12 protein-coding genes and 1 pseudogene are annotated in these 19,826 nt (G+C 44.6%); 7 read left to right on the plus strand and 6 right to left on the minus strand.

The features are described from left to right. Nucleotides 1-91: 91 nt before the first annotated feature. Together V7D75_RS04430 and V7D75_RS04435 are read left to right on the plus strand one after the other, a co-directional pair. A complete protein-coding gene (locus V7D75_RS04430) occupies nucleotides 92-1,780 on the plus strand; it encodes an MFS transporter (RefSeq protein ID WP_333613570.1) in 1,689 nt (562 codons plus the stop codon). Nucleotides 1,781-1,879: 99 nt separating this feature from the next. After that, a complete protein-coding gene (locus V7D75_RS04435; RefSeq protein ID WP_333613571.1) occupies nucleotides 1,880-3,130 on the plus strand; it encodes an HlyD family secretion protein in 1,251 nt (416 codons plus the stop codon). Nucleotides 3,131-3,259: 129 nt separating this feature from the next. Here V7D75_RS04435 and pdxH read toward each other — a convergent pair whose 3' ends face one another. The 5 genes and pseudogenes from pdxH to cysS form a co-directional block, all read right to left on the minus strand. Further along, nucleotides 3,260-3,919 (minus strand): pyridoxamine 5'-phosphate oxidase, encoded by a 660-nt coding sequence (gene pdxH / locus V7D75_RS04440; RefSeq protein WP_333613597.1) that lies wholly within the window; start codon nucleotides 3,917-3,919, stop codon nucleotides 3,260-3,262. A 63-nt stretch (nucleotides 3,920-3,982) separates the two neighbouring features. Continuing rightward, on the minus strand, nucleotides 3,983-5,353 hold the full coding sequence (gene glmM, locus V7D75_RS04445; protein ID WP_333613572.1) for a phosphoglucosamine mutase: 1,371 nt from the start codon (nucleotides 5,351-5,353) through the stop codon (nucleotides 3,983-3,985). 415 nt (nucleotides 5,354-5,768) lie between these two features. Continuing rightward, nucleotides 5,769-7,203: pseudogene (gene guaB, locus V7D75_RS04450) on the minus strand (IMP dehydrogenase). Nucleotides 7,204-7,576: 373 nt separating this feature from the next. Beyond that, nucleotides 7,577-9,619: a mechanosensitive ion channel family protein gene (locus V7D75_RS04455; RefSeq protein WP_333613573.1), complete on the minus strand. Its 2,043-nt coding sequence runs from the start codon at nucleotides 9,617-9,619 to the stop codon at nucleotides 7,577-7,579. A 165-nt stretch (nucleotides 9,620-9,784) separates the two neighbouring features. Beyond that, the gene (gene cysS / locus V7D75_RS04460) at nucleotides 9,785-11,221 is read right to left on the minus strand and encodes a cysteine--tRNA ligase (protein WP_333613574.1); all 1,437 of its coding nucleotides are present in this window, start codon (nucleotides 11,219-11,221) and stop codon (nucleotides 9,785-9,787) included. A gap of 283 nt (nucleotides 11,222-11,504) precedes the next feature. On the opposite strand from cysS, the gene V7D75_RS04465 reads away from it, so the two are divergent. Continuing rightward, nucleotides 11,505-12,104 carry a cob(I)yrinic acid a,c-diamide adenosyltransferase gene (locus V7D75_RS04465; RefSeq protein WP_333613575.1) on the plus strand — a complete coding sequence of 200 codons (600 nt, stop codon included), beginning with the start codon at nucleotides 11,505-11,507 and terminating at the stop codon, nucleotides 12,102-12,104. Nucleotides 12,105-12,255: 151 nt separating this feature from the next. Here the strand turns inward: V7D75_RS04465 and V7D75_RS04470 are convergent, their stop codons facing one another. Then, nucleotides 12,256-13,224, minus strand: a complete 969-nt coding sequence (locus V7D75_RS04470; protein WP_333613576.1) for a hypothetical protein — start codon at nucleotides 13,222-13,224, stop codon at nucleotides 12,256-12,258. A 370-nt stretch (nucleotides 13,225-13,594) separates the two neighbouring features. Between V7D75_RS04470 and V7D75_RS04475 the strand changes: the two genes are divergently transcribed. The 4 genes from V7D75_RS04475 to V7D75_RS04490 form a co-directional block, all read left to right on the plus strand. After that, nucleotides 13,595-14,323, plus strand: coding sequence for a glycerophosphodiester phosphodiesterase (locus V7D75_RS04475; RefSeq protein ID WP_333613577.1), 729 nt, complete (start codon nucleotides 13,595-13,597; stop codon nucleotides 14,321-14,323). Nucleotides 14,324-14,625: 302 nt separating this feature from the next. Beyond that, complete coding sequence (locus V7D75_RS04480) at nucleotides 14,626-16,023, plus strand: acyl-CoA desaturase (protein WP_333613578.1); 1,398 nt, start codon at nucleotides 14,626-14,628, stop codon at nucleotides 16,021-16,023. A 289-nt stretch (nucleotides 16,024-16,312) separates the two neighbouring features. Next, nucleotides 16,313-17,779 carry a protein adenylyltransferase SelO gene (locus tag V7D75_RS04485; protein WP_333613579.1) on the plus strand — a complete coding sequence of 489 codons (1,467 nt, stop codon included), beginning with the start codon at nucleotides 16,313-16,315 and terminating at the stop codon, nucleotides 17,777-17,779. A gap of 340 nt (nucleotides 17,780-18,119) precedes the next feature. After that, a partial coding sequence (locus V7D75_RS04490; protein ID WP_333613580.1) for an NADP-dependent malic enzyme occupies nucleotides 18,120-19,826 on the plus strand: 1,707 nt, incomplete at its 3' end.

The raw sequence follows: 19,826 nt of genomic DNA on the forward strand, positions 1-19,826 counted from the left end.
TCAATTTGATAATAGCTCGTCCAATTATTGCTCGTCTAGGAATCCTACGATGTCACTTTATCTTTCTACTTTTAGCAGGTGGCGATAGACAATGAGCAATGAATACCAATTCAAACCGCACGAACAACCCTTTATGGTGGGTTCTCCCGCCACACCCGACCATCCTACGCGCCGCAAAGTATTTTATCTATTGATTGGTATTTTTATTGGCATCACCGCCAGCTTTCAAAATGGTTTATTGGTGGCGAATCTGACCCAAATCCAAGGTGAAATGGGCTTGACGCCAGTCGAAGGTGGCTGGATATCCGTCGCCTATAATATGACCAATGCTTGTATCACCGTGCTGCTATACAAAATCCGTCAGCAATTTGGTATGGCGCTCTTTAGCAAAATCACCCTGTTCTCACTGTTAGCGACTACAAGTTTACAATGGTTGGTCAGTAGCCATCTCTTAGACACCAGCGCTATTATCATTGAGCCTTATTATCTAGAAATCATTGCCCGCGGCTTAAGTGGCATGGTTGCTAGTGCCATGACGGTGTTGGCTATTTTTTATTGCCTGCAAGGCATGCCAACCGCCAAACGCATTAGCGGTCTGATTTTGGGGTTTGGATTAGTACAATTTGGCATTCCTCTCTCAAGAATTATCTCCCCATATCTTGCGGTCGACGGCCAGCTTGAAACGCTATTTTTGTTTGAATTGGGCTTAACCCTGATTTGCTTTGCCCTGATTAATATCTTAGAGCTACCACCTGGCAATACCGAAAAAGTATTCGAAAAACTGGATTTTTTAAGCTTTGCGTTTTTTGCTAGCGGACTTGCAGCGTTAGCAGTCTTTTTGGTACAAGGGCGTATCCAGTGGTGGACGACGCCTTGGCTAAGCTATCCGCTCATCATCGCGGTGGTGACGATTAGCATCGCCTTATGGATTGAAACGCACCGTAAAAACCCAATGTTACAAGTGCGCTGGATGCGTAGCCGCAATATCATCGCTTTTACGATAACCGGCGCGGTGATGCGTATTTTATTATCCGAGCAAAATGTCGGTGCAGCAGGTTTACTGGCCAATTTGGGCTACGGAAATGATCAGTTGATTACCTTTTATGCGGTGATACTTGCCGCTAGCGTTCTGGCCTTGGTCATCAGTATTTTTAGGACCAATGCGATGGATTTACGCCGTCCAGTCATTTTCGCTGTCGCCCTGATTGCGGTTGGCGCCTGGCTAGATACAGATATTTCGCTAAATTCTGCCCCTTATATGTTTTATGTCAGTCAATTTATGATTGCCTTTGCTGCCGTTTACTTTATGGGTCCCATGGTTTTTGAAGGGATGTTTCGCGCTATCGCTAACGGCCCCGCTTATATTATTAGTTTTTCGGTTATTTTTAGCATCTCGCAGACCATTGGCGGACTTGCAGGCGCAGCAGCGATTCAAGCGTTTACCACCATACGCACACAGATGCACTACGCCGATATGGTCAGCTCGTTTAATTTAGGCGACCCGGCCTTAATGGCACAAGTCGCAGGCGCAGGTCGTATGTTATCTACCCAAATCACGGATGCCAATCAAGCAAATGTCGCAGCGATGGGACAAGTATTGCAAGGCATTCAGCGCCAAGCAACGGTCGCCGCCTATGCTGATTTATTTTTTCTTATGGCAACTATCGCCTCCATCACAACGCTGATTTTATTACTAAATTACTTGTATCATCGCTACCATAAACGTAATCCACTAGCTAAAGAATTGGCAGCGATTGCAAAAATGCGCGAAGCAAAATAGCCCGAATAATTAAAGCATTTTCTTCATTTAAAAATGCCACTTAACACATTAATTAATGCAAAAAACTTATGATGACTATTCAAACTTTAGGAGCTCGGCATGAGTCAAGAAAAATCTGATGAGCTTAACCAAAACCCTAAGCCTACCTCTGACGCGCTAACCAACGACAATCATGTCCCTGATGCAACAAATCATCTAAGTGCTGCGGTCAATCTAGATAAATCAGCTAACGACAGGCTCGCAAATGATGAGTCGTCCATGCCGCCTATGCCGCCAAAGGAGCCGATTCCTAGCAGCGACGGCTGGTCGCCAAAGAAGAAATCTTATTTAAATTTAGGCATACTAATCGCCTTGATTGTTATTGGTGTGGCCTTAATTTTGTATGCTTGGAAGCTGCCGCCTTTTACCCCGACGGTCCAGCAGACCAATAATGCTTTTGTTAAAGGACAAACCACCATTATCAGTCCGCAAGTATCTGGATACGTGACTGAGGTGGCGGTTGAGGATTTTGCCAATGTTAAAGAAGGTGATTTATTAATCAGAATAGACGACCGTACTTTTAGACAGCAGCTTGAGCAAGCGCAGGCAAACATTGAAATCGCTGTAACCAATCGCGCTAGTAATGCGCAGGATACAGGAACCAGTCAAGCGCAAATCGAAGCACGCGAGGCGGACTTATATAGCGCTAAAGTCAGCGTCGACAGTGCGCGTGAAGATGTCAAGCGCTATCAAGGTTTAGACGCTATCGGCGCGGTATCAAAGGCAGAAGTGGCGCATATCAAAGCGCAACTTGCAAAAGCGCAGGCCAACGTGCAACAAGCAGAAGCGAATTTACAAGTGGCTCGTGAGGCAAGCGAAAAGACCAGCGGTAGCCGCTCATCTTTAGATGCCAATATTAAGAGTGCAGAAGCCGGTGCCAAGCAAGCTCAGATTAATTTAGACAATACCGTTATTAAGGCACCGGAATCTGGGCAGCTGAGTCAAATCAGTGTCAAAGAAGGACAATACGTGAGCGCAGGTACGCAGCTGATGTATATCGTACCAAAAGGCGTATGGATTATTGCCAACTTTAAAGAAACGCAAGTGGCCAATATGCGTATCGGTGAGCCCGCCACTATTCATGTCGATGCCCTTGGCGGTGCCAAATTTCGCGGTCATGTCAGTAATATCTCGCCTGCAACGGGCAGCGAATTTAGTGCCGGCGCTGCCAACCCTGCGACGGGTAACTATATCAAAATTGCCCAGCGCGTTCCTGTCAGAATTGATTTAGACCAAAACCAGCCTAACCTTGCGCAGTTACGTCCAGGTATGTCAGTGTCAGTGAATGTCGATACCAAAGCAAGAAATTAGTGCAAAGAATTAGGCTAAAAATCAGCGCAAAAAAAGCCTCTTTAAATGCCTAACGTGTTAGGTTTAAAGAGGCTTTTTAATTTTTGCAATATCTTATTTTCAGTAGATTTTAGCTTAAATGAGCTAATTTTATGGTAACAAGCGTTTGGTGGTCCATTTTACCGCGTCGCCCGTGCCAGTCTTATCTTGCGTATAAACAATGCGGTCATGCATACGATTAGCGCGGCCTTGCCAAAACTCGATGCTCTCAATCGTAATCTCATAGCCACCCCAAAACTCAGGGGTTGGTACTTGACTGTCTGCTGGATAATCATTTTGCAACTGCTCAAACGTTTGTTCCATGACCTCGCGATTGGCAACCTCACCACTTTGCGGCTGGCTAACCCACGCGCCCACTTGACTATCATGCGGACGTTTTTGGAAATAGGCTGCTGATTTAGTAGCGTCTATTTTAGCAATGCTGCCGCTGATACGGATTTGACGCTCAAGCTTATGCCAAAAAAACAGGGCTTCGGCATTGGGGTTTTCAGCGATATCTTGACCCTTGGCGCTTTTGTAATTGGTATAGAACACGATGCCTGTGTCAGTAATCTCGCGCAGCAAAACAATACGCACGCTTGGCTTATTGTCCGCGCCGCACGTCGCTAAACTCATCGCATAAGGTTCTTGCACCTTTTCTGCTATCGCTTCATTCATCCAAGCGTGTAGCAGCTCAAATGGTGAATTTGGTACTGACTGTTGGTCGAGTTGCCCTTTCTCATACGATAAGCGCTGATCAGTAAAATCCATACTCATGATTGTTTCTCGCTAACTTTCGAATATTATTAATATAAGTCTATTTAACCAAGACGTTTAGCCTAACACTGTTTTGATTTTATCGGCCAAATCATTGGCCATCACATCGCATTCTATCTCATCGTCTGACTCAACCATAACTCGAATCATCGGCTCTGTACCTGACTGACGGATAAGCAGGCGACCGCGACCTTCTAAAGTAGCGCGCGCTTTATCAAAAGCTGCGACAAGCTCTTCATGCTCAAATGGGTCTTGCATTTGCGATAAGCGTACATTGACCAGTTTTTGTGGTAACACTTCAAAACCTTCAGTCAAATCACTAAGTGCTTTACCGCGTGCTTGCATCACTGCGAGCACTTGCAAACCTGCGATAATAGCATCACCGGTGCGGCTTTTATCCAAGCATAAAATATGACCAGATGGCTCACCGCCTAGTATCCAACCATTGGCTTCAAGCTCTTGCATGACATAGCGGTCGCCTACTTTTGCACGGGTAAAGGCGATATCCGCGTCTTTTAACGCCAACTCTAAACCCATGTTACTCATCAAGGTACCCACGACGCCTTCGGCTTTGGTTTGACCTTGAGTAGCAAGTACATACAAAATACCATCGCCATCGACTAGCTCACCGGCTTCATCGACCATCACGATACGGTCACCATCGCCATCTAAAGCAATACCGACATCAGCCTCGTATTCAAGTACCGCTTTTTGCAGATTTTCAGGATGGGTTGAGCCGCAATTGGCATTGATATTAATGCCATCAGGTTTATTATTAATTGCGATAACATTGGCGCCAAGCTCGCGCATAACACGCGGCGCAACGCTATAACCAGCCCCATTGGCACAGTCGACGACGACGGTTAAATGGTCTAAGTCGTATTGATAAGGAAAGCTACCTTTACAAAATTCGATATAGCGACCTTTCGCATCATTAATACGATTGTTTTTACCCAGTTGTGCTGGATCGAGAATTGGCATGATGGCATTAGTAGTGGAATTTGAGGCGTCCATAATTGTGGTCAATTTATCATTGATTGCGCTTTGCATCTCATCGGTCAGTTTTTTGCCATCAGCTGAAAAGAATTTGATGCCATTATCAAAATAAGGATTGTGCGAAGCAGAAATGACCACGCCAGCATCGGCGTTAAAACTGCGGGTCAAATGCGCGATAGCAGGCGTTGGTAGCGGCCCTAACATATGGACGTCGACACCAGCAGCATTAAAGCCAGCTTGCAGCGCTCCTTCAATCACATAGCCAGACAGACGCGTGTCTTTACCTATCACCACACTGGGTTTGCGCGCAGGGTTATTATTATTTTCTATCAGCACCAGCCCCGTCACATAACCTAACTTCAAAATAAAATCAGGGGTAATCGGTAACTCACCAAATTTGCCGCGAATACCATCAGTGCCAAAATAACTCATTATTATTATTCCTCAATTTTATAAAGTAAAAAATCAAACGTGCGCACAGACTTTCATGGGTTTAAAAGAAGCTTATTTATAGAAAATCGCTTTTTTAGAAACCCTTTTAAAACGGTCTGCTGCTATAAATTTTCTTTTTTTGCTCTCTTTCTATGCGCCTTGTTCTTTTTAAGGCTACTAAAAACCTACTCCAACATTAGCGAAGTGTTTTTAAAATACATCAAGTATAAGCCTTAAACCGAGACAAGGCGTTTAAATAATAAAAAGGCGTCTAAATTATAGATAGAAGAGTTTAATGTTGTATTTTACAAAAAAAACAGCCAACAATAACAAAGCATTGTTGGCTGTTTGTATCTTGGTATCACGGCAACGCTACAGAGCCGATAACCTACACCTCACTAACGTTAAAAAATGATTAATCGACGCGATAATTAGGCGCTTCTTTGGTAATCTGCACATCATGGACATGAGATTCTTTCATACCTGCTGAAGTCACTTTGACAAACTGCGGCTTAGTACGCATCTCTTCAATGGTCGCACAACCAGTATAACCCATCGATGAGCGTAGGCCACCCATCATCTGATTGACAATACCAGAAACTGGGCCTTTATAAGGTACGCGGCCTTCGATACCTTCTGGTACCAGTTTTTCTACGCCGTCTTTGGCATCTTGGAAATAGCGATCTGATGAGCCGTTTTGACCTGACATCGCGCCCAAGCTTCCCATGCCGCGATAGGCTTTATAGTAGCGACCTTGGAATAGCTCAACCTCACCTGGCGCTTCTTCGGTACCCGCCATCAATGAACCAACCATGATGCAAGATGCGCCAGCAGCGATGGCTTTTGCCATATCACCTGAATAGCGGATACCGCCATCAGCAATCAGTGGAATACTGTCTTGTAGTGCGCTTGCGACACTATCGATTGCCGAGATTTGCGGCATACCAACACCCGCAATAATACGCGTGGTACAGATAGACCCAGGGCCAATACCTACTTTAACGGCATCTGCACCAGCATCACGTAATGCTTTAGCGGCATCACCTGTGGCAATATTACCACCGATAACCTGAACGTTTGGATAGTGCTTTTTAATCCAAGAAACTTTATCAATCACGCCTTTTGAGTGACCATGCGCAGTATCAACAACGATGATATCGACGTCAGCAGCAATTAAGGCTTCAACACGTGCTTGGGTATCAGCGCCAGTACCGACAGCGGCGCCAACGCGCAGGCGACCCTGCTCATCTTTACAAGCATTAGGGTTATTTTCCGCTTTGGAAAAATCATTGACCGTAATCAAACCACGCAAACGAAAATCATCATTAATCACAATCACTTTTTCAATACGGTGCTCATGAAGAAGTTTTTTGATATTTTCGTTACTTTCACCTTCTTTAACAGTGACGAGCTGATCTTTTGGCGTCATGATATGGCTGGTGGGTGACGATACCGATGACTTTATCGGTACCCTTCTCAACCACAGGTACCCCTGAGATATTGTTATCTTGGGTCAATCTTAATAGCTCACCGATGGTCATCTCTGGGTGCACGGTAATAGGATCGACAACTGTACCCGCTTCGAATTTTTTAACGCGGCGTACTTGCATGGCCTGCTTATCGATATCCATGCTCTTGTGCAAAATACCCAAACCACCAAGCTGCGCCATAGTGATGGCCATCTCAGATTCAGTGACGGTATCCATCGCAGCCGAAATCATCGGTAAGTTTAAAGTGATATTTTTGGTTAGGCGGGTCGTTAAATCAGCAGCTTTTGGTAGGATTTCAGAATAAGCTGGTAATAATAAAACGTCATCAAAGGTTAAGGCTTCATCGACAATTCGCAACATACAGACCCCTAGTGGTGGTTATTTTGATGGGTGGGCAATGCAGTATCACGTCGATAAACGAAAGCTTTATCAAAATCAATACGCCAAAATAAAGCGGCTAGAATTGTGAAAAAACCATGAGGAACAAACCTTAAATACGGATATCACTCGGCATGTCATCTGTTTATCAGCGGTAATAAAATGCTTAGGAAAGTAGAATTGCTAATATCGCGCTTCTAAACCTTCTAACATCTGATTACCCGACGCTTAATAACTGAATTATCCCTTAAAAATAACGCCATATTATAACAAATAAAGCAAGCCTTCGCATAACATATTTGTCAGCTTATTTTGCTAGATGATGCCTTTATTTTGCCATGCTCTTACATCGTTACTATGTTTCTGTTTTAACGATAAAACGTTCCGCTGGTAGATAATCCTTCTGTTCGCTATATAAGTAGCTTAGCATTTGCTCACGCACTTCACATTCAAGCATCCAAGCATTGAGCGGGCTATCGGACGCTTGGCTACAGCGCAGCTTGATAGTGGTCTCTGTTACCGATACCGTATACATCTCAGGCTCGGTATCACTATCCCATAGCTCACTGTCTTTGACCAGCTCAATATATTTTTGTCGTATCGCTTCGATATCGGCACCATAATCGACATATAAATAAATCACTGATATTTGATGCGACTCAGTATGTGACCAGTTCTCGACAATCTCAGTGATAAAATGCCGCATCGGCACAATCAAACGGCGCTCATCCCAGGTTTTTAGTACCGCATAGGTATAACCTAAATCCTCAATCGTGCACCACTCGCCCTCCATCATCACCGTATCACCGATACGCACCGGCTGGGTAATAGCGACTTGCATGCCTGCGATGATATTACCCAAGATAGGCTGGGCGGCAATACCTATCACCGCACCCGCAATCCCGGCCGAGGTGAGTAAGGTTTTACCCAAACCATCAATATTGGTAAATTCACTCAGACCTATCCAAATACCGCCTAAAATCATCACAAAGATAAAGACGCGGCGAAAAATAGACACATAGGTGCGGCGACTGCGGCCTTTATCAAACTGCTCTTCGCTTAAATTTTCGATTTGCAAATCTTTATAACGATTGGCAAAGAAATTAATGGCGCGTGTACCCAGCCACATAGCGCTTAGCACCAGCCCAATCCAAATAATGGGGCGTGTCGATGAGGCAAGCGCATCTAAGTAAGGAAAGCCGCCCGATACCAAGGTATAAACCGCGGAGAAGCTGATGGTAAACGTCAAAGGTACGGTCAGCTTATTGACCAAGTCCTCGACGCCGTTATGATGAATGGTGGCGAGCCGATTGCCCTCTTTATCTAAAACGTACCAATTGAGCAGTTTACCAGCCGCTTTACTGAGCAACCAACCAGCTCCCATGGTAAAGAAAAAGAACAAAAATAAGGCGATAAATTCCCAAATGGCAATGCCAAAGACTTTTAATTTGGTCCAGTCGGGCAAATAACGCTCAAACTTGGCAGGCTGATATTGCTCATACAGCTTATCGATATTGGCAACCGTTTGCGCGGAAAACACCCAAAAAGGCGGGCTGTCATCGATACGTACGCGTTCAAGATGCAGCGGCACACGGCGATCACGATAGTCGATATAACCCAACTGGATTGAGCGCCGTGGAATACCTTGGATACTATTATTGCTACCAAGCGGTGGTTCTATCAAACCATCAGGACGGTCAGGCAATTTATCAAACGCATACAGCTTTTTCTCCATCAATAAAAAATCGAGCTGTTTAGCAAGCTCTATTGCTTGATTACGCTGCAACTCCTCGTCAATCAAGTTCATATTGAGCGCATAAGCAGCCAAATCATACTGCTGCTTGATAACTGCCGATTGAAAAAACTCTAGCGTTGCCAGTGGTGTCGATAAATTCGGTGGCTCAGATAGTGGCGGCAAGCCGACATTGAGCTTATTTAAAGCATAATAACTTTCGTTATAATCACCCGTCAGACCAGAGTCGCCCTGCAACACGCCTGCCTGCTGCTTGGTTTTTTTCTCAAACGGACTAATGACCTCTTCAGCAATTGCAGAGACATTGACGCCCTCTTTTTTGATCTTATCGATCCGTTGCGATGCATAGTCAACGATGTTTTCTGGCGCCTCGGTGATTGGCGCAGTTGTTTCGTTTTGATTGTTGATCGTTGCATTGTCATTCGCTGAATGACTAGCCGCATAAGCTGGCAGATAGACAATAATTAGGATAATGACGGAAATACTGGAAATAAAATGACGTATGTGTAAATGCCTCACGGTTAATTTATGCCTACCTTTAATAGTGTCTAGACTTTTACAACCAGAAACATCAGCGTCGCCCATATTGCCCATATACGGAGCTTGGGTATTTTTAGCCGTCAAAGACTGAGAGGAATGTTTCATACGTTAAGGTTCTAGGCTGATTAATGAAATGATTTAGTACAGTTAAACATCAATTTTGACTATAAGATAAAGCTAATGCACTGAACCAAAAAAAGCCAGCGTAAAGCTGACTTAATTTGAGGGTAAAATGTTAATTGATACAATTGCTTATAGCTAGAATACGATTTAAGCACGGCGCCAAGTCGTACCCGCACGGCTGTCTTCAAGCTCAATACCCGCATTCTTTAATTGCTCACGTATCTCATCAGCACGGGCAAAGTTTTTATTGGTTTTGGCATCGGCACGCTCGGTAATTAATCCATCGATAGCGTCATCGGACAAACTGCCTTCTTGCGCCTCACCCACGACCGCTTGTAAAAACTGCTGTACCGGCAGCTGCAATATATTTAACGTTTGCGCCAAGGCTTTCAGTTGCTGCGCCAACTGCCATGCAGCCTCTGTGTTTTCCGTTTTGATAGCTTTATTGATATCTCGTGCCAGCCCAAATAATACGCTAATAGCCGTTGAGCTATTAAAATCATCATTCATGGCTTTGATAAAATCTTGTCCGGCAGCACTTTCATAAGCAGAGTTTGTTAGCGCATCATCGATAATGAGTGCTTGTCCTTTTTGCTGTTCAGCCGCTTTTAATGCTTGATACAATCTGCTTAGGCTATTGTGCGCTTCATCTAAGGCTTTGTCTGAGAAGTTGACTTGGCTGCGATAGTGACTTGATAACAAGAAAAAGCGCACCGTTTCAGAATGATACTTGGCAATCACATCGCGAATGGTAAAGAAGTTATTTAGCGATTTGGACATCTTTTCGCCGTCGACATTGATAAAACCAACGTGCATCCAATTACGTGCGTACTCGCAGCCCGTCGCGGCCTCAGACTGCGCTATCTCGTTTTCATGATGCGGAAACTGTAAGTCATGCCCGCCGCCGTGAATATCAAAAGTATCACCAAGGCATTTGGTCGACATCGCCGAGCATTCGATATGCCAGCCCGGACGCCCTTGACCCCATGGTGATGCCCATTGTGGCTCACTAGGTTTCGCCGCTTTCCACAATACAAAGTCAAACGGATTGCGCTTGTCATTTTCGACATCAACGCGCGAGCCCGCTTGCATATCGTCCAAATTGCGTTTAGATAATTTGCCATAATCAGGGAAGCTATCGACCGCATAATAGACGTCGCCATTATCGCCCGCATAAGCATAGTCATTGCTGACCAAATTGCCAATCATCTGCTGCATCTCATCGATATGGTCAGTTGCGCGCGGCTCAGCATCAGGCGCTAAACAACCAAGGGCCAAGAAATCTTCGTGCATCGCGGTGATAAAACGCTGCGTTAATGCGCCAATCTCTTCGCCGTTTTCGGCTGCGCGGGTGATGATTTTGTCATCAATATCGGTGATATTCCGCACATAATTGACGTCATAACCCAATTGTTTCAGCCAGCGCACCGCCATATCAAAGGCAACTACCACTCGCGCATGACCAATATGACAATAATCGTAGACCGTCATCCCGCACACATACATGCCGACTTTGCCCGCAACCAGCGGCTTAAATACCTGCTTGCGTCCGTTAAGTGAGTCGTAAATGGCAAGCTGAGACATCGCGTCTGCAAGAGGTGGTCATAGTAAAAAAGCCTTTTGATAAAAAAGATAAGAGTGAAACGAAAATATTCTTACTGCACACTTAAATAATGAAAACGCTTATCTATAGCTTAGTTATAACAATATTTAGCGTCATTATTATTTTTGAAAAAGCAGCAGTATAAAACTTAACCCATTATCTTAGCGAAAATGCTCGTAAAATACTACAATGAGCGCATAACTAACATTCGCAATGCTAAAAAATACTGACTTTTTAACAAACACTAACCTTTAAGGATAAAACATGGGCAATCGTTTAAGCAAAATATATACACGTACTGGGGATGATGGTACTACAGGTATGGCAGATGGCAGCCGCGTGAGTAAAGCGGACAATCTATTTAGCGTCATGGGTGATGTCGACGAGCTTAACTCACATATTGGCTTGGTACGTGCGCAGTTGACCCAAACCTCGACTGATGCGACTAAAAACGCCGACTTTGCCCAAGCATTAGTGATTATTCAGCATCTGCTATTTAATATCGGTGGCGAGCTTGCCATGCCAGAATATGAAGGCGTGAATAGCGCGCACATTGCATGGTTAGAGCAGCAGATTGACGCGATGAATAGCACCTTGCCGGCGCTAAAAGATTTTATCCTACCGACAGGTTCAGTGTTAGTCAGTCAACTGCATGTCGCCCGCACCGTCTGTCGCCGAGCTGAGCGTCAAGCGGTGCTATTGCAACAGCAGCGCTCCGAGGCCATTCGTCCAACGGCAGTTAGCTTTATCAATCGCTTGTCTGATTGGCTGTTTGTCGCTGCGCGTTTTTGCACCGACCCTGAGCAAGTTTCTGAAGTGCTATGGGACAGTCAAGTATTACAAAAATTCGCTGAAAATAAATAGTTTAGCTTTTACTGACCGCTAAAAATTAACCGCTAAAAATTAATTTAAGCAAGCAAAAAGCCCGCAACTTACGATAATTGCGGGCTTTTGAATTTCAAACGCTAGGCTTAAACAGCACCTACTGACATTTTATTAAAAAACTGAGAGGTTATTAATAAGTTGCGTCTTTATCTTCGATAATCACCATATCGATACTGTCATCTTTAGGGACTGACTTAGGTGTGGCTGGAGTCGCAGGCGCTGAATTACTAGGCGTTGGGGCAGTTTGGTTATTGCTTTGGTTATCCTGATTACTCGTGTTCTGGCTACTGTTTTGACTGCTGCTGTTTTGATTGACAGTCGGTGGCGTAGCTGGCTCAGCTGGACGCACAGGGGCCGCTGGCGTTACCGGTCTTGGTTGGCGAGTTTGGTTTTCGCTATTGTTTTGCGCCGCTTGACGGCGGCGTTCGGCTGCTTGCGCGGAACGCTGCTCTTCTAGCGCTGTCTGAAAGGCTGAGCCTGCCACTACTTCTGATACTACGGTCAGCAGTGCTGGCTGTCCAGCGATACGCGTACGGACTTGACCGCCTTGGGTACCAACGACATACGTAAAGGCATCGTCAACGAGCATGTTGTTGTTGATACGGATATTGTCATTGGCTAGGCGTGATTGTAAGCTTGGCTGATTGTTAGCGGCTTGCAGTTGGCTGGCTTGGTATAAGTCTTCACTTGGCAAAGTCATGCTGACACTCGCCTGACAGGTGGTCATGCCATTATCATTTGTGGCTTGTAATACCGCAGCGTTTTGCACATCGATGACGATACCATTGGTTTTACCAGTGACAACGCCACTACTTAAAGCAATTTCAGCATCGTTAGCGTAGCTTGCTGCTAAGGTTTGCGCTTGTTGATTGAGCGTATTTTTTAAGGCTGATTTGAGACGATCTTGTACCATTGGATCATCACAGTTCACCGCTGTAGCAGCCGCGTTTTCATTAGTGGCGGTCTCTTCGGTTAGCTCGGCAGTTTCTGTGGTCTCTTCTTTTTCTGAGCGGTTACAGCCTGTAAGTACCAAACTACAGGCGATACCAATACCAGCAACCTTATACCACTTACTCAAACTCTTGTTTGCTACGCTCATCTTCTTTTTGCTCCAATTTCCTGATTCGTACCGCCACTAACGGACAGTGTTTTAACATTCAAAAACTTACACGCGCATCATGGTATTTAAATGTTAACAATCGTCATGCAAGTTTTGAAAACCACGTTATTATACGGCGTTTGATTTAAATGGTCATCAGTGTAGCCTATTGATATACAAATAACGTCCAACATTGTGTACAAAACCTTGCTTTGGTTGCAAAAAAGCTACAAAGACATATTTTATGTCGTGGCTGCAGCTCATAAGTATACTATCTAAATAATGGTTCCGTTCTCAGATAAATATTTTATTAGACCCCATTTTGCAGAGACGATATGATAGCGATAAGAATTTTTGATAGCTATTAATAATGATAAATTTTAAAAACACGCTTTTATTAGGCCATCGCGGCGCACGCGGTGAAGCGCTAGAAAACACCTTAGCAGGCTTTGAACTGGCGCAAAATCTACAAAGCGCGGGTTTGATAGGCGTTGAATTTGATGTGCAATTAAGCGCCGATGGTCACTTGCTGGTCTTTCACGATGATAATTTACTACGCATGTGCGCTCAGCAATCCTGCATTGACCAGTTGAGTCTTGCCGAGATTGGGCGCTATTTGCAGTCCGGTCATCAGATTACCCCTTTGGCCAAAATAGCCTCTGTACTAACAGGTTTTGGCTATATTGAGCTTGAAATTAAGACGCATGAGCGCACGGATTACGGCAAATTAATTAAGGCATTAATGCACGATTTAATCGATAATCCTCTTGCAAGCTTACCCATAGCGCTGACCAGCTTCGATGTCGAATTACACGCGCGGTTGCAACGCAATAAAACCTTACAACATATTCCACGCGGTTTACTGATTCGCACCTCTAAAGACTTGCTAGGCGCACCGCAAACTGCCCTGCAACTTGGCTGCGTCCAGCTAGGTATTCACTATCCATTGCTGACTCAAGCAGTCATTAAGCACTGTCATCGTTATCACTTACCAGTCAGCGCGTGGACCGTCAATGACAGTGAGACAGTTAAACAGTTAATAGCATGGGAAGTTGACGTCATTATCACCGATTATCCAACTTATTTTCTCACGCGTTAAGTAAGTAAACTTCTTACCTATCTTTTTGTCATATTTCAAAAAACTTGCTTGAAAATGGCTTAAAAAAGCCAGCTATTTAATTGGTTCGATAGTCATTTATACATTTTTATCGCACACATATTTATCTTTTTACTTACACTTTCACTTAATTGCTGATAAGTAAGGGATTATTTGCGTTAATCACTACCATAACTCCTACAAGTTATTGTTATTTAGCAATATTTTTCTAGTGTATAACTGTTCACTTTACTAGTCTTTTAGGGTAATATGGAGGCTGAAATTAATATCATTAGGAATATTACATGATAGCTAAAAAAGTAATAGGCTTACCACTTAAGGGCTTGCGTTTCGCCATGAAGTCGGGTGATACGCTTATACAGCATGCTGGCACTCAGGCGCTGCGCGTGAAGACGTGGCTTGATACTGGCAAAAGCAAAACTGAGGAGGCTGCCGCTACGCAGTTTGCGACGACGAGCGGTTATAAAGATGCCAATGCAGTCGCTAACTATGAAGGTATCGATCCGCTTGAGCTTGAATTTCAAAAATCGCCAATCAACTTGGTTCCAGCGATTTTTCTGATTGCAACGCCTATTGCTGCTGCCGTCATTACGCCATGGTACTTGATGACCCATCAAGTTAGTGCGCCGGTTTGGGGCGTGTTTGGGGCCTTTATGGTGTGGACCGGTATTAGTATCACTGCAGGCTATCACCGCCTATTGTCGCATCGCGCTTATAAAGCCCATCCTTTGGTAAAAAACTTCCTATTACTTGGCTCAACCCTTGCGGTTCAAGGTTCTGCCTTTGACTGGGTATCGGGCCACCGTACGCATCATCGTCATGTTGATGACCGCATGGAAGATCCTTATTCAGCAAAACGTGGTTTTTGGTTTAGTCATATCGGTTGGATGTTACGCAATTATCCTAGTGGTCGCTTTGATTATAAAAACATTCCTGATTTGACCAAAGATAAAGTGCTACAGATTCAGCATAAATACTATGGTTTATGGGTACTGGCTACCAACGTTGCGATGGTTGCAGCAGTTGGTTGGTTAATCGGTGACGTTTGGGGCACGCTCGTATTGGCAGGTCTACTGCGTTTGGTACTGACCCACCACTTTACTTTCTTTATTAACTCGCTATGTCACATGTTTGGTACGCGTCCTTATACCGACACCAATAGTGCTCGCGATAACTTTTTCCTTGCTATCTTTACGTGGGGTGAGGGTTATCATAACTACCATCACTTCTTCCAATACGACTATCGTAATGGCGTCAAATGGTGGCAATATGATCCAACTAAATGGCTCATCTTGGGCTTATCTAAACTTGGGCTAACCAGTGAATTGCGTACGGTTGACGACACTACTATTAAGCATGCTGAAGTGCAAATGCAGTTCAAAAAAGCCCAACAGCAGATTGATAGTGCTACCGAAAACGGACTTGATATTCCGCATGCGATGAAGAGTTTCCAAGATCGTATCAAGTTTGAATATGATGCCTTTACGCAAACGGTCGAAGAATGGCAAGCGCTAAAAGCCAAAACCATTGAGCTCAAAAAGACCGAGTTTGCTGATCGCTTGCATGAAGTGGAAGAGCTGCTAAAGCACGACTATGCCAAAGTTGAACAAAAAGTACTGGCGCATAACAGCAACCTAAAAACGGCGTTTCGCTCTATCGGTCAAAGTCCAAAAGCGGCGTAAGCGTTTATAGATTTATTGCCTTAGTTTTTATTGTACGTTTCTCCTGCCCTCTATCTGTAAAGATAGGGGGTTTTTTTCGGCCATGAGTTGTGCGCTGCTCGTTTACGCACTTATTATTTTTGCTCACTCATTGTTTATACAGCAATTACAAGAGATGGACAGAGTGAAACGCGGCATTATTAAGGCTATGCTATAGTAAGTTTAATACTCTCTTTACACGCTTTCATTACTCGCTTTTAACCTTAAATTTTTATATTAAAAACCCATACCTTTATATCGGAACGCACCTATGCGCTATCAAAATACTTACGTCACATTAGATACTCGCCTTTATCATGAGCAGCAGCCGACACCGCTTGACAATCCTCGCGCAGGACATTTTAATACGCAAGTTGCCAAGCAATTAGGCTGGCTCGATGATGAAGAGCTGATGGCACGTTGGGTTGAAATATTAGGTGGTCAATACGTGCCAGCTGAGTTTCGACCGCTGTCGATGGCCTATGCCGGTCACCAGTTCGGACAGTGGGCGGGGCAATTGGGCGATGGGCGCGGTTTACTGATGGCTCAAGTACTCGATAATAATGATAAATTACAAGATTTACATTTAAAGGGCATTGGTCTGACCCCCTACTCTCGCATGGGCGATGGGCGTGCGGTGCTGCGTAGTACCATTCGCGAGTATTTGTGCGGTCATGCGCTGACACAACTTGGCATCCCTTCGTCTAATGCCTTGGGCTTTGTGGTATCGGATACTAAAGTTCGCCGTGAGCGTATGGAAGCAGGCGCGGCATTAATGCGCGTCGCTGACAGCCATATTCGCTTGGGTCATGTTGAGTGGATTGCAAGCTTTGCGCCCGACCTGCTTGGCGAGTTTACCGACTATATGATTGATACTTACTATCCAGAATGCCGTGATAGCGAGACGCCAGTCTTAACATTTTTACAAACCGTGGTTGAGCGTACCGCACGTATGATTGCTGACTGGCAATTGATTGGTTTTGCCCATGGGGTGATGAATACTGACAACCTATCGATTACCGGTAGTACGTTAGATTTTGGTCCGTTTGGTTTTATGGAGCGCTTTAACCCTGCCTGGATTAACAATCACTCCGACCATACTGGACGTTATACCTATCAAAACCAACCTGCTATCGGTCATTGGAACTTAAATATTTGGCTACCGCACTTTATGCGCTTAAATGGCGTAACGCGCGATACCTTGGCTGATTGCCTAGCGCCGTATGAAGCAACCTTTATGCAGCATTACCAGCAAGGACTCTGCCGTAAGCTTGGGCTGCCGCATAGTAAAGAAAGTTTGGCGCTCGCTTTTGAGTGGTTAACCTTGTTAGAGGATAATTTGCTCGACTATAGCAACAGTTTCCGCGCACTATTGGGTTTGGTCGCGCCAAACGAATATCCTTATGAGCAATATCTGCTGACAAAAATGACTGCTGAGTTTAATAATGAAGTACAGCACGTTTGGCAACAATGGTCAACAAGGTATTTAGCAGCGCTAGAGCCGTTATCTAGCGAAGCCTCTATTGAGCAAATGCATAGCAATAATCCAGTTTATGTGCTGCGTAATAGTGTGGCACAGCGCGCAATTACGGCGGCGGAACAAGGGCAATTTGATGAGTTAAATCGAGTCTTTGACTTGCTTGCCAATCCTTACAACGTCCAAGACATCGCCACTGAGCTTGATACCATGCCGCCCGCGCCACATGCACCGCAAATGCCAATCAGCTGTTCTTCGTAAGAGAATACGGACAAGCTGCTATTCTGTAATGTTTTGAAACATTAGGCAATTATGGTTGATATCGAGGGGCATTTTTTGCCATTATCAAACAGCGAAATAACGAATATCATTTTATTATATTATTCACCCAATTGAGATGACTTGACTAGGCAGTGAAATACCAATAGTGCTAGAATAACGCTTCCTGTGAGATTGCTGTTTTTACGCTGATGTCTAGTCGCCGAGCACGACCTTTTTAGTACAAATGTGCCTTCATTATCATATCCATGATAATGAAGCATAGACATTGGTTTTTATCACCATTTACTTTATTCCAATTATTCCAACCATGGCAATTATTATGAATGACGATATCACTTTGAATACGGACACCCCTACTACGGAAAAAGAGCAGTTTGAACAATCTGCCTTACACTACCATGAGTTTCCGCGCCCCGGTAAAATCTCAGTTACGCCTATCAAGCAATTGGCCAACCAACGCGATTTGGCACTTGCTTACTCTCCAGGGGTTGCGATACCTTGTCTTGAGATTCAAAGAGATCCAGCGTTAGCGGCTAAATATACTGCTCGTAGCAACTTGGTCGGCGTGATTACCAACGGTACTGCGGTGCTTGGTTTAGGGAATATTGGTCCATTGGCGTCTAAGCCTGTCATGGAAGGTAAAGGGGTTTTATTCAAAAAATTTGCTGGTATTGACGTTTTTGATATTGAAATTGCCCAAAATGATCCAGATAAGTTCATCGAAGCCGTTGCCTCGCTTGAGCCTACTTTTGGTGGTATTAACCTTGAAGACATCAAAGCCCCGGAATGTTTCAAAATCGAGCGCGAATTGCGTGAGCGCATGAATATTCCGGTATTCCACGATGACCAACATGGTACCTCAATTATTGTTGCCGCAGCGATGTTAAATGCTTTACTCATCACTGGCAAAAAAATCGAAGAGATTAAAGTGGTCTGCTCTGGCGCAGGTGCGGCAGCCATCTCTTGCTTGGATATCATTTGTGCGCTTGGCGTAGATAAAAACAATATCTTTGTATCAGACTCACGCGGTATCATTACCACCAGCCGTGAAAACCTTGATGAAACCAAGCAGCGTTATGCGCGCAATACCACCGCCACTACCATCGAAGAAGTGATGGATGATGTCGATATGTTCTTAGGCCTATCAATGCCTGGCACCTTGACTGAAGACATGGTGCGCCGTATGGCAAAAGACCCAATTGTCTTTGCTCTTGCCAACCCAACGCCTGAAATTATGCCAGAATTGGCGCACGCCGTACGTCCAGACGTTATCATGGCAACCGGTCGTTCAGATTATCCAAACCAAGTAAATAACGCCTTATGTTTCCCTTATATCTTCCGCGGTGCACTTGATGTTGGGGCGACAGCGGTTAATGAAGAGATGAAAATCGCTTGCGTAAAAGCCATCGCGGCCATGGCGCATGTTGAAGCGACACCAATGAACAACGTGAAAAACGTTGAGAGTACGCCAAGCTTTGGACGCGAATATTTGATTCCAGGACCTTTGGAGCCGAACTTAATCATCGAAATTGCCTCTGCGGTTGCCAAAGCGGCAATGGATTCTGGCGTAGCAACCCTGCCTATCTCTGATATGAAAGCCTATCGTCAACGCTTGTCTGAGTTTGTTTATAACTCAGCGTTTGTCATGAAGCCTATCTTTGCCCGCGCGAAAGCTGATCCTAAACGTATTGTTTATTGTGAAGGCGAAGACCGCAACGTACTGCTTGCGGTACAAGTGGTCGTTGATGAGCAATTGGCGCATCCAATCTTGGTCGGTCGCCCTGCCATCATTGAAAAGAACATTGAAAGATTGGCGCTGCGCCTAAAAGATGGAGAGAACATCACCATTATCAATCAAGACGATGACCCACGCTATAAAGACTACTGGCAAGGCTACTACGAGAAAAACAAACGCAATGGTGTCAGTATTGAGCTTGCGCGCCGTGATGTCCGCCGTAAGACTTCTTTAATCGGTGCCCTACTGGTTGAAAACGGTGATGCTGATGGCATGATTTGTGGTACTTTC

Origin of the sequence: Psychrobacter sp., assembly GCF_036731945.1 — a bacterium.
Classification (GTDB): Bacteria; Pseudomonadota; Gammaproteobacteria; order Pseudomonadales; family Moraxellaceae; genus Psychrobacter.